This window comes from Acinetobacter sp. 742879, assembly GCF_000588535.1.
Taxonomy (GTDB): domain Bacteria; phylum Pseudomonadota; class Gammaproteobacteria; order Pseudomonadales; family Moraxellaceae; genus Acinetobacter; species Acinetobacter pittii.
This window is the reverse complement of sequence record NZ_JFYC01000001.1, coordinates 457,109-469,143: the sequence shown is the minus strand read 5'-3', so window position 1 is coordinate 469,143 and position 12,035 is coordinate 457,109. Positions and strand designations below refer to the sequence as shown.

Here is a 12,035-nt window from a genome sequence, read left to right as displayed (position 1 = left end):
TTAGTAAGAGACATAGACGTCAGTAAGGAGTTGTTCTGGTTTTGGATAAGCCGCAGCACGAGCTTTAGCAACGGCATCATCAACATTTGCCTTAGAAGCTGCATCAATCTCGTCTAGTTTGGCTTCATCAATTTTGCCTTTGACTTTTTCGCGGAAAATTTTCAAAGGATCTTTATTTTCTTTGATGAACTCGACTTCTTCTTTAGAACGAATCAAGCCAGGATCACCTTCGAAGTGGCCATAAAAACGGTTTGTAATGGTTTCAATAACACTCGGACCTTCACCACGACGTGCACGTTCAATGGCAGTTTGAGAGGCTTCATAGACGGCAAAGAAATCGGTACCATCAACTTTAACTGCAGGTAAACCAAAACCTGCGGCACGACCAGCAATGTCTTTGCTTCCTACTGCGTAATCATGCCCTGTTCCTTCACCAAAGCCGTTATTTTCGAAAACGAAAATTACTGGAAGTTTAAGTACAACAGCCATATTCATCGCTTCAAAAGTAAGGCCTTGGTTTGAGCCACCGTCACCTGTAAAAGACAGTCCGACCCCACCAGTCTTTAAGGTTTTCGCTGTCAACGCCGCACCAATTGCTAAAGGAGGTCCACCACCCACAATCCCGTTGGCACCGAGCATACCTTTATCTAAATCGGCAATATGCATAGAACCGCCTTTTCCACGGCATAGCCCGTCATCTTTACCGAAAATTTCCAGCATCATGGCGTGAATGTCACAACCTTTTGCAATACAGTGTCCATGTCCACGGTGTGTTGAAGTGATATAGTCTTTGTCGGTTAAATTTTCGCAAATCCCGACTGCTACAGCTTCTTCACCACTGTATAAGTGAATAAAGCCAGGAATATCACCATTGGTATTTTCTTCGTGAAGTCGATCCTCAAATTCACGAATATCGCGCATGCGTTTATATGCTGCGAGTAATTGCTCTTCCGTTAATTGCATATCCTTTTCCTTTATTATCTTGATTATTAAAAATCAACCAAGTTTCAGCGAGAGTTATATATTTCGCTATAAATAATAAAGCTCAATTTAATTTAATATGCTATTAGACTAAAAAGTTTTAAATGGTTTTTATGGATATTATTTTTTATTTTTCAAAAACTTGTATAGCAAAAATAAAATTAAAAAATTTTAATACATTTCATTGACTTGTGAAACAAACCTTTAACCAACCTTTATTAATTTATAATGTTGGCTGTGTACTACGCTTATTAATAAACTCTATGTCCTTTATTTAAATTATAAGGATTTTTATTATATAGAGTCTAGTTAAATATTATTTAATATAAAATGGAATTTTATATATGGACTTAAAAAGGCAAATAGAAACTGGTATTAAATTAAGAGGAGCGGATAAAGTTGCTCGCATTCCGATTAAAATTTTACCTACAGAAGAGTTACCGACTAAACCTGACTGGATTAGAGCCAAAATAACCGATTTTGAAGAAATTAACCGTATAAAAAATTTGCTACGCCAACAGAAGTTACACAGTGTTTGCGAAGAAGCGGCGTGTCCCAATTTACCGGAATGTTTTGGTGGAGGTACGGCAACATTTATGATTATGGGCGATATTTGTACTCGTCGCTGCCCATTTTGTGATGTCGCTCATGGTCGCCCAAAACCGCTAGATGAAGATGAACCTAAGCATTTGGCAGAAACAGTCGCAAATCTAAACTTAAAGTATGTCGTGATTACCTCTGTAGACCGCGACGATCTACATGATGGCGGTGCTGCACATTTTGTAAAGTGTATTGAAGAAATTAGGAAACGTTGTCCAGAAACATTGATTGAGATTTTAGTACCAGATTTTCGCGGTCGTTTAGAGACAGCGCTTTCGACTTTGAGTTTATCTCCTCCAGATGTGTTTAATCATAATATTGAGACGGTTCCTCGTTTATATAAAGCGATGCGCCCCGGTTCAGATTATCAACATTCACTAGAGTTACTTAAACGTTTTAAAGCATATTGTCCCGATATCAAAACCAAGTCTGGCCTGATGGTTGGATTAGGAGAAATTGAGGCCGAAGTGCTTGCCCTACTCAACGATTTAAAAGACTATCAAGTAGATCTTGTCACGATTGGTCAATATCTTCAGCCTTCAAAATCACATGCGCCTATTCATCGGTTTGTAAATTTACAAGAATTTGAACGATATACCCGACACGGTAAGCGATTAGGTTTTAAAAATATTTGGAGTGCACCTATGGTTCGTTCTAGCTATTTTGCTGATCGACAATATTTTGGAGAAGAAGTGCCAAAGCCTTTCAGCCGACAAGATGTCTTATCTTAATAATTAGGCAATTAACAAAACTTATCCAATAGGATAATGGTCAAGACTTATAAAATTATTTAAGGTAAGGAGATAACTAGGAAATAGTCACAATAAGAAAGTTATAACTGTTAAGCGGCTACGGATACGCCATTTCAATGATAAAGGAATTTCGATATGGATATGTCAGAACAATTATCATCGCCTTTAATAGACACTAGTCCGTCCTTATTTCGGCCGGAATCCTCATCTCATTCTAAACAATTAGGAAAAAAGCCGTCACTTGACCTTGAAGCAGCACCTTTGTTTGATCTGGGTGAGGAATGGGAACACTCATTATTTGGTCGTTCGATTCACGAGTGCCATCGCAACTTAATGCATATTGCCGAAGATGCCGATATGGCCATTGGTGTGACTGATCCTCATGGTACTCTACTTTGGACATGGAGTAGTCACCCTATGCGCTCATCGGCAGAGCAAGTACACTTTGTCGAAGGTGGCCAGTGGTCTACTCAGGCTGTAGGCCAAAATGCCATTGGTTTAGCATTAAATACACATTCTGCAAGCTGTGTTTACTCACATGAAAACCAAATGAATAGTGTCAGAGACTGGGTCTGTTATGCTGCCCCAATAACTGATGCAAATACAGGTCAGTTTTATGGAATTATGAATTTATCGACTAAATATCAAAAACATAATTCACTGGGAGTTTTAGCAGTAGAGCGTTGTGCTGACATTGTTAAACAAGCAATTCAACTTCATCAGAAAAATATCCTATATATTAAAGCTTTCGGCACTCCTAAAGTTCAATATAACCAACACAGCCTTACATTGACTCAACGTCAAATTGAGATTCTGTGTATTTTAACTCTTTGTCCCGAAGGGATTAATCTTGAAGAACTTCACTATGCTTTATATGGTGATCGGCCTGTAAGTACCACCACTTTAAAAGCAGAACTTTCTCAACTCAGAAACTTAATCCCCGACGTTATCGAGTCACGACCATATAGACTTAACTGCGAAATTCAATGTGATTTTTTAATGGCCGAACAAGCCTTAAACCTAGGTTTTACATCAACTACACTTACACTCTATAGAGGAAGTTTCTTAGCTAAATCAGAAAGTCCTTTTTTATGCGCATGGAGAGATTGTTTTGACGCTCGTTTGAGTCATGTGATTTATCAAATTGAAGATATTGATCAATTATTGCGAGTAGTCAGTCGTGTACCAGACCGTGTAGATGCTGTTGAACGTTTACTTGAATTATTACCCGAAGAAACACCTTATCGAACTAAACTCTTAAAGTTGCTCGAATAAAATAAAAGGGAGAATATCCATACGATATTCTCCCTTTTTAAGGCTAGATCAAGCAGTAGCTTGAAGCTGTACCCTATAGCAGTCGTCCAAAGCTAATTCATAATATCGCAGCCCTTCTTCAGCAGCATGAAATGCTTTTTGCTGCCAGTCAGGACGGTCATTACATAAGCGCTTAATCAACTCCATAGCTTCATATGGATGAAGATCATCATAATGTGCATGCGCGCGTAACCAAGCTAAAGAACGTTTATCAATCGTAACTTCAGGATGATCTGTATAAGTATGAATCCCTTTATACACCTGAATTGACCAATCTCCGGTTGCCCATTCAATTGCCAAATTTGTTGCAGCAAGACATTCTGCCAAATTTCCACGATAACTCATATTCCATAGAAAATGGTTTACCGCATTCATTGCAGCTGGTGGACGTACATGATCAAGCTCATCGACAGTTAAACCAAAACCTCCAGCCCAATCGCGATACCATTTTAAGTGCCGCTCTTCTACCTTGATATTTTGGATTAACCAATCTCGCGCTTCAGTAACTCCCGGTTCAGAAAACCCAGTCGCTTTCCCCAATGCTCCAGCCATATATGACGGGAAATGGGCGACTAATGGATAGAAATTAAGTAGAGCATAACGGAAACTATCTAGGCTCAATCCCCCATTGGCCATTTCCGTAAAAAACGGATGTTTACTCACCCGTTCTTTAGCTGGTAACAGGTCGTCCCAGAACCGTTGTGACCATCCATTATGCGGCGTAATTTCTAAATTCATTCCATATTGATTTAGAGCAGTCATTGCTAATTTTCCTATTTATATGACAGCAATCATCTGTATTTCACGCTATAAGTCTATCCGAAAATGATAAAGATACAATCGTTAATCGACCATTTGTAACTTTTTTCGATGGATTGGGGAACTTTAGATAATTATTAGGCTAATCATTGAAATGTCGTGATTTTTATCACATTTAACATAGATAAAAATCATTACTTTTTTAAAAAATCTGTATTATTATTTTGAATAAACCACACATTATATAATCAATATTTTTAGATGGAACTTTACTTAAAATAAGTCTCATTTTATGACAACTTCCAATATAGAGAGCATTAATTATGAAGTTGCAGGGTTCCAATATATTGGGACAGGAACAAATAGATTTATTAACCACACGAGGATTAAACTTTGTATGGTTTCCAAAGCAGCTTGAAACGATTTATCGTTTTCAATACCAAAATGGTGCTGCCTATGAGTTCCGCTATAGAGCGCCTATTATTTTAATATTATATATATTTTTAAGCTTTGGTATATATCAAGTTTTACCAAGTGAACAAGTTTTATCCTGGTTTAGCTATTATTCTTGGGTTGGTGTAATTGTTCTTATCGCTTGGATTTTATCATTTATTAAAAAATTAAATCAGTATTTTGATTATTATGTAGGAGTTGGCTCGGCTTTAGCGGTAGCAATTACTTTTATTTTAATTAACGTTATTGAGAATGGACAAGATAATGTTCTTTTTCATGCTGCGATGATGTATGCAATCGTTATTATTTATGGTGCTGTTGGTATGCGCTTCTATACAGCCATATTTGCTGGATGGATGGGAGGACTAGTTGGAATTTTAGTAAGTAACTACTTAAATGGTGTGATCGACTGGACGTTCTTAAACCGAACTTACACTTTTAGTAGTTTTTTGGGAATGACCCTCGCCTATGCAACGGACCGTCAACATCGAGAAAACTATCTACAAAACTGTATGATTGAGCTGAACCGTATTGAGCTCATGCAACAAGCGCAGCAGTTATCCTTACTTTCTCAGCAAGATGCACTTACTGGTTTAGCCAATCGACGTTATCTAGATGAAACTTTGGATAATGAATGGCGCCGTGCATTACGACATGAAACCCCACTCACTATTATGATGGTCGATATCGATTATTTTAAAGCCTACAATGATACGCTAGGACATCTCAAAGGTGATGAATGTTTAAAGGAAATCGCTATTGCTATTTCTTCTATTGCTGCTCGTAGTGGAGATTTAGTTGCTCGTTATGGTGGTGAAGAGTTTTTACTACTATTCCCAATGACAAATTCTCAGCAAGCTTTGATACAAGTCGAACGTTTAATGAATGCGATTAATAAAATTGCGATTAAACACCCATGTAGTGATGTTTCACCACATGTCACTATTAGTGTAGGAGTCGCAACCACAATTCCACGTCTAAACGATTCTATTTCTGCTTTTGTGGCACGAGCTGATCATGCATTATATAAAGCAAAAACCAATGGACGTAATCAATATAAGATTGCTGTAAACGAAGAACAAATTGTAGATTTAACTTAATAATGTCAAATAACAATTGAGGATAACTTTTGGCTAGTGATTACATTATTTGTTTTTGATATTATCATTTTGAATTAAAATAATGAAAGAATTCTCTATTTAGCTTTTCCATCCGTGGTAAAGCTAAAATGTAATCTAGATTTAATATGTACTAAATATTGTTGTTTAGTTCTTAATATTAAATTAAGAATGGTTTAGTTAAGATTAATACATACCTGCTCTAACCTAAAAAATTCCAGTTCATCAGAATTCTCCTTTTAACTTCTTCCAAAGTTTATTTATAAGATAGAGCAATAAGTTTTGCTCCATCCTTGGAGGTGTTGTCTGAACAACTTCATTTGAAAACGGCAATATCGAGACAATATTCTCATGTATCGTTTCATAGTTCGGATGAGCCTCTTTTTTAATAATCTCTATAATTTTTTGTATTTCATCTACAGATAAGTTCAAGAATTTTTTAATTTCTTGGACTGTCTTTGATTCAATAGATAATAAAGCACAAACTCTAGTGACATTAACAATCTGCTCTGCATGAATATTTTTAAAGTTTGGATAACAAACAAGTTTATATAGAATTTTTGTCTCAAATGGATCTGTAGCAGTTATATTTTCTATTCGTTCTCGATAAGATTTTTTAAAATATTCATTATTTTCAATTTCTAATAAAATTTTTAATAGTTCCTGATACCTTAAGGGCCTCTTTAACCCATATTGATAACCTTTTAAAAGCTCAGGATTATTACTTAATACAATTTTAATTTTTTTAGGAATAAGAATATTTGTATAGCCACTGTCTAAATCAATAATATATATATCTGGATTATCATCACTATATATCCAGTTTTCAGATAGCTGAGAGGATAAAGATAAGTCATGAATAACTTTTATCATTGCCTCTAAGTTTTTAGGCAATAGTTTATCCTTTGACATACAGCCAATTCTATATGTACATTGATTCATTGATATTTCCCCAATTTCAATGATGACTTTGAAAATTATTTGTTTAAAGTAATAAAATTTAAATATGTAATAAACTTATATAAAACTAATCTGAATAAAATTAGTTTTAAGATATAAATATCTTGAGTAAGTATAAAATTAATAAGACTTTAATTTCTTACTTAAGCAGATAAATATATTCAGAAATAAATCGCGGGTATTATATTTATATAGAGATTATAAGACAAGGAAATAATTTAAAATTTAATAGAGCCGAATATGATAAAAAAATTAAAGCCCCCAAGTTTAAGTTAAATATGGGGGCTTAATTTACTATAGTCAAAATTATGACTATGGTTCAATTGGTGCAAACGGTGGAACAACATCTGCATTTTGTGCACGATGGCGTAGGAAGTGATCCATTAGGACAATAGCCAACATTGCTTCTGCAATTGGAGTTGCTCGTACACCTACACATGGGTCATGACGACCTTTAGTTAACACATCAGTATCTTCACGGCTTAAATTAATCGTTTTACCTAGTGTTGTAATACTTGCAGTAGGTTTTAATGCAATGGCAACTCGAATCGTCTGACCACTCGAAATACCGCCTAAAATACCACCTGCATGGTTCGCTAAGAAGCCATTACTCGTCAACTCATCACGTGTTTCATGACCAAACTGCCCAGCAACTGCGAAACCATCCCCGATTTCAACACCTTTAACCGCATTAATGCTCATCATGGCATGAGCAATGTCAGCATCTAGCCGGTCAAAAACAGGTTCACCCCAACCTACAGGAACTTTTTCAGCTAAAATTTCTAGCTTAGCCCCGCAGCTTGTGCCTTGTTCACGTAAAGACGTAACCAATGCTTCAAAACGAGGAACAGCATCTACATCACCACAGAAAAATGGATTATTTGGAACTTCATTCCAATCCAGTTTTTCAGCAACTTCATTACCAATTTGTGTGACGTGACCGCGAATCAATACACCAAATTTTTCTGCTAAATATTTTTTAGCAATAGCACCCGCTGCAACACGCATAGCAGTTTCACGTGCACTCGAACGACCGCCACCACGATAATCACGGAAACCATACTTTTGTGTATAGGTGTAGTCCGCATGACCCGGTCTAAAAGTCTGAGCAATATTGCCGTAATCTTTCGATTTTTGGTCAGTATTACGAATGAGTAAACCAATTGGCGTACCAGTAGTTTTGCCCTCAAACACACCAGAAATAATTTCAACCTGATCAGGTTCTTTGCGCTGAGTCGCAAATTTTGATGTACCCGGCTTACGGCGGTCCAGATCTTTTTGTAGATCTTCTTCGGTTAACTCAAGACCAGGTGGCACACCATCAACAATTGCCATTAAGCCAACGCCATGAGACTCGCCACATGTCGTTACACGAAAGAGTTGTCCAATACTGTTCCCTGCCATATGTACAACTCCTTATGCTTGTTGCTGTTCAAATAATTTTCTATAACGACGACATTGTTCTGCGGTTAAAGCAAAAATGCCAGAACCACCTTTTTGGAAAGTAAGCCAGTTGAAATCAATAGTATTGAAGTTTTGGCGCATAGCCCATTCAGAGTTACCCACTTCAATGACAATTAAACCATCTTCAGTTAAATAATCTGCCGCTTGAGCAAGCATTTTACGCACGAGATCTAAACCGTCTTGGCCTGCTGCCAATGCAAGCTCAGGTTCATGTAAAAACTCTTCCGGTAAGTCAGCCATGTCTTCAGCATCAACATATGGAGGGTTACTTACAATTAAATCGTACTGGTTTTCAGCTGGAATCTTGGCAAATAAATCAGATTCAAGTAAAGCAACTTGATATTGTTTATTGTGGTGTTCAACATTAATCGATGCTACTTCTAAGGCTTCTTTAGAGATGTCCGTTGCATCTACTTCAGCATCTGGATATGCATAAGCCAAAGCTACAGCAATACAACCAGAACCTGTACACATATCTAAAATACGTTGTGGAGTTTTAGGTTTTGCATTTTCTGGCAGGTTGTTAAGTGCTTCACGCATTTGACCATTTTCATCTAAGCAATATGGTGCAAAACGTTGCTCAATTAACTCTGCAATTGGTGAACGCGGAATAAGTACACGCTCATCCACATAAAATGGCTTATTAAAGAAGTAAGCTAAATTTAATAAATAAGAAGTCGGAATACGGTCATTAATACGACGTTCTAACAAACTTAAGAATTCTGCTTTTTCACTTGGCAAAAGCTTAGCATCTAAAATCTCTGAGTCTGCTGACCATTCAAGAGATAAGGTTTGTAAAACTAATGCAGAACTTTCTGCAAAATAATCTTCAGTACCTTGTCCTAAATGTGCATCATGTTGACGTAATGCTGATACCCCAAAGCGAATAAAATCTCGAATTGTAGATAAATTTTCAGCAGCTTCCTGTAAATGTTCAGGGCTAATCGTCGGTCGCTCCACTTAGGCGTCTCCAAAGGCAAATTTTGCAAAGTGACTATTCTACTGAGTGAGACAAAGCAACGCAACGCTTTGCCTTGTGAAGCAGTGTTTTACACACCTATCTCTAACAATCACAGCTTGAAATCAGAATACTTTGTTTTAATTAAGAAATAATGAACTTTTAAGAAAGGATAGATTTAGTCTATGAAATGAAAAAGCGGTCTTTGAAGTTCGACCGCTTTTTGTGTTTAGTCGGTTTAAAGCTTAAGCTTTTCTGCCACATAATCCGAATCTTTGTCTCCACGACCAGAAAGATTAACCACAATCATGGTTTCTTTCGACAGCTTTGGTGCTTCTCGTATTGCCCATGCGACAGCGTGTGAACTTTCAAGTGCGGGAACAATTCCCTCTACACGAGATAAGGTCATAAAAGCATCCAAACATTCTTGGTCAGTTGCAGTGCTATATTCCACACGGCCTAAATCTTTTAAGAAACTATGCTGTGGCCCAACACCAGGATAGTCCAATCCTGATGCGATAGAATGCACGGGTAACGGTTCACCAGCTTCATTTTCAAGCACGTAACACGCCATACCATGAATTTGACTTGGTTTACCTAAGTTTAAAGTTGCCGAATGCATGTGAGTTTCTAAACCATGTCCTGCTGGTTCAACCCCAACCAATTTCACATCCGAATCATTTAAAAATGCTGTAAAGGCACCGATTGCATTTGAACCGCCACCAACACATGCGACAACATAATCTGGGTTTTTACCAAAACGATGATGCGTCTGCTCTTTAATTTCATTGCCAATAATGGATTGAAAATCTCGAACCATTTTTGGAAATGGATGTGGTCCAACCACAGAACCAATTGCATAAATAAAGTTTTTAGGGTCTTTTAAATATTCTTCAAACGCGCTATCTACAGCATCTTTTAAGGTGGCTGTACCACGTGTTACTGAAACTAAATGAGCACCCAAAATTTTCATTTTGACCACATTAGGGTGTTCTTTTTCAATATCTACTTGTCCCATGTGAATTTCACATGGAATACCAACTAAAGCACAAGCGGTTGCCAAAGCGACCCCATGCTGACCAGCACCTGTTTCAGCAATAACTTTCTTTTTGCCCATATATTTAGCAAGTAAAGCTTCACCTAAGCAGTGATTAATTTTGTGGGCGCCCGTGTGGTTCAAATCTTCACGTTTTAAGTAAATTTGTGCGCCACCTAACTGTTCAGAAAGACGTTTTGCGTGAAATAAAGGACTTGGACGACCTACATAATTTGAAAAGAGGTCTGATAATTCATTTTGAAATTCTGGTGTATGGCGAATTTCTTCATAAGCAACATTAATTTCATCCATTGCTTCTTTTAAATGCGGAGGAATAAATTGGCCTCCATATTCACCAAAAAATCCCTGTTCATTTGGCAAAGCAATACCATTAATTTGATGTTGCATATCATCCCTCTTTTTAAATTATTAAAGTTATCAAGTTTATCGAGAAAGGTAACGCGTCAGATCCTCAATACCTTTTAGGGTCATTGGATACATATGGTTTTCAAAAATCTCTTTAATCCAACCAATGGTTTGAGTGTAATGCCAATACCCTTCAGTTTCAGGGTTTAACCATGCTGTTTTATCAAAATGTTGACGTAGGCGACGTAACCAAACCTCACCTGTTTCATCATTCATATATTCAACCGAGCCACCTACCGATTTCAACTCATACGGTGCCATACTGGCATCGCCCACTACAATTACACGATAGTCGCGTCCATAGGTGTGAAATAGATCCCATGTATTCATACGGGTGGCTGTTCTGCGGTAGTTATCTTTCCAGACATAGTCATAGAGACAATTATGGAAATAGAAGTATTCGAGTGTCTTAAACTCACTTTTAGCAGCACTAAAGAGTTTTTCACACTGGGCAATGTGCGCATCCATCGAACCACCCACATCAAACAACATGAGTACTTTTATTCGATTACGACGCTCTGGCACCATTTGAACATCAAGAATACCTTGTTTGGCTGTTTCTCGAATAGTTCCATCAACGTCTAACTCTTCAGCTGCGCCTTGGCGAGCAAATTTGCGTAAACGTCGTAACGCAATTTGCATCTGACGAGTTCCAAGAACTTGGTCATCATCTAGATTTTGGTATTTCCGCTGTTCCCAGACTTTAACCGCCGAACGTTTACGCCCTGGCCCACCAATTCTGACGCCTTCTGGATGGTCACCAAAAGCTCCAAAAGGTGAAGTTCCACCTGTGCCAACCATACGGTTACCACCTTGGTGTTTCTTATGCTGTTCGCGTAAACGCTCTTCTAGCATTTTCATCAGTTCTTCTAAAGAACCTGCTTTTTGAAGTTCAGCTCTTTGCTCTGGTGTTAAATGCTTTTCGAGAAGTTCTAAATCGAACCAGTCTTTTGGTAATTTATGAACTTGCTTAAGCAACTCATCGATATCAAAAGTTTCAATGCCATCAAAATAATCTTTCATGGCACGATCAAACTTATCAAAAAATCGCTCATCTTTAACTAAAATAGTTTTAGCAAGCTGATAGAACTCTTCTTGGTCAGCAAAAACCAAACCTTCACTCACCGCACGGTTTAGATCAATGAGTTCACGAGTGGTAACTGGAACACCATATTTACGTAAGGTGTAAAATAACCGCACAAACATGGGTTACT

At 37.4% G+C, this 12,035-nt stretch carries 10 protein-coding genes; 3 read left to right on the top strand and 7 right to left on the bottom strand.

Features of this window, described 5'->3' with window-relative positions:
• Nucleotides 1-963 carry a thiamine pyrophosphate-dependent dehydrogenase E1 component subunit alpha gene (locus J690_RS07035; protein WP_032034990.1) on the bottom strand — a complete coding sequence of 321 codons (963 nt, stop codon included), beginning with the start codon at nucleotides 961-963 and terminating at the stop codon, nucleotides 1-3.
• A gap of 362 nt (nucleotides 964-1,325) precedes the next feature.
• Here J690_RS07035 and lipA point away from each other — a divergent pair, with 362 nt between their 5' ends.
• Together lipA and J690_RS07025 are read left to right on the top strand one after the other, a co-directional pair.
• Nucleotides 1,326-2,312 (top strand): lipoyl synthase, encoded by a 987-nt coding sequence (gene lipA / locus J690_RS07030; protein WP_032034987.1) that lies wholly within the window; start codon nucleotides 1,326-1,328, stop codon nucleotides 2,310-2,312.
• A 156-nt stretch (nucleotides 2,313-2,468) separates the two neighbouring features.
• Nucleotides 2,469-3,608 carry a hypothetical protein gene (locus tag J690_RS07025; protein ID WP_017481196.1) on the top strand — a complete coding sequence of 380 codons (1,140 nt, stop codon included), beginning with the start codon at nucleotides 2,469-2,471 and terminating at the stop codon, nucleotides 3,606-3,608.
• A 48-nt stretch (nucleotides 3,609-3,656) separates the two neighbouring features.
• Here J690_RS07025 and J690_RS07020 read toward each other — a convergent pair whose 3' ends face one another.
• Nucleotides 3,657-4,409, bottom strand: coding sequence for an iron-containing redox enzyme family protein (locus J690_RS07020; protein ID WP_032034985.1), 753 nt, complete (start codon nucleotides 4,407-4,409; stop codon nucleotides 3,657-3,659).
• A 320-nt stretch (nucleotides 4,410-4,729) separates the two neighbouring features.
• On the opposite strand from J690_RS07020, the gene J690_RS07015 reads away from it, so the two are divergent.
• The gene (locus tag J690_RS07015; protein WP_017386898.1) at nucleotides 4,730-5,959 is read left to right on the top strand and encodes a GGDEF domain-containing protein; all 1,230 of its coding nucleotides are present in this window, start codon (nucleotides 4,730-4,732) and stop codon (nucleotides 5,957-5,959) included.
• 243 nt (nucleotides 5,960-6,202) lie between these two features.
• On the opposite strand, the gene J690_RS07010 is transcribed toward J690_RS07015, so the two are convergent.
• From J690_RS07010 to J690_RS06990, 5 genes are all read right to left on the bottom strand, one after another.
• The gene (locus J690_RS07010; RefSeq protein WP_025468409.1) at nucleotides 6,203-6,919 is read right to left on the bottom strand and encodes a hypothetical protein; all 717 of its coding nucleotides are present in this window, start codon (nucleotides 6,917-6,919) and stop codon (nucleotides 6,203-6,205) included.
• Between the two features lie 330 nt (nucleotides 6,920-7,249).
• Nucleotides 7,250-8,341, bottom strand: a complete 1,092-nt coding sequence (aroC, locus tag J690_RS07005; RefSeq protein ID WP_032034983.1) for a chorismate synthase — start codon at nucleotides 8,339-8,341, stop codon at nucleotides 7,250-7,252.
• Nucleotides 8,342-8,353: 12 nt separating this feature from the next.
• A complete protein-coding gene (gene prmB / locus J690_RS07000; protein ID WP_002113580.1) occupies nucleotides 8,354-9,361 on the bottom strand; it encodes a 50S ribosomal protein L3 N(5)-glutamine methyltransferase in 1,008 nt (335 codons plus the stop codon).
• Between the two features lie 236 nt (nucleotides 9,362-9,597).
• The gene (gene trpB, locus J690_RS06995; RefSeq protein ID WP_032034982.1) at nucleotides 9,598-10,803 is read right to left on the bottom strand and encodes a tryptophan synthase subunit beta; all 1,206 of its coding nucleotides are present in this window, start codon (nucleotides 10,801-10,803) and stop codon (nucleotides 9,598-9,600) included.
• Between the two features lie 36 nt (nucleotides 10,804-10,839).
• Nucleotides 10,840-12,027: a vWA domain-containing protein gene (locus J690_RS06990; protein ID WP_002113937.1), complete on the bottom strand. Its 1,188-nt coding sequence runs from the start codon at nucleotides 12,025-12,027 to the stop codon at nucleotides 10,840-10,842.
• Nucleotides 12,028-12,035: the final 8 nt, after the last annotated feature.

Coding starts and splice junctions, on each gene's coding strand:
- J690_RS07035 (WP_032034990.1), bottom strand. CDS start 963: ATGCAATTAACGGAAGAGCAATTACTCGCAGCATATAAACGCATGCGC.
- lipA (WP_032034987.1), top strand. CDS start 1,326: ATGGACTTAAAAAGGCAAATAGAAACTGGTATTAAATTAAGAGGAGCG.
- J690_RS07025 (WP_017481196.1), top strand. CDS start 2,469: ATGGATATGTCAGAACAATTATCATCGCCTTTAATAGACACTAGTCCG.
- J690_RS07020 (WP_032034985.1), bottom strand. CDS start 4,409: ATGACTGCTCTAAATCAATATGGAATGAATTTAGAAATTACGCCGCAT.
- J690_RS07015 (WP_017386898.1), top strand. CDS start 4,730: ATGAAGTTGCAGGGTTCCAATATATTGGGACAGGAACAAATAGATTTA.
- J690_RS07010 (WP_025468409.1), bottom strand. CDS start 6,919: ATGAATCAATGTACATATAGAATTGGCTGTATGTCAAAGGATAAACTA.
- aroC (WP_032034983.1), bottom strand. CDS start 8,341: ATGGCAGGGAACAGTATTGGACAACTCTTTCGTGTAACGACATGTGGC.
- trpB (WP_032034982.1), bottom strand. CDS start 10,803: ATGCAACATCAAATTAATGGTATTGCTTTGCCAAATGAACAGGGATTT.
- J690_RS06990 (WP_002113937.1), bottom strand. CDS start 12,027: ATGTTTGTGCGGTTATTTTACACCTTACGTAAATATGGTGTTCCAGTT.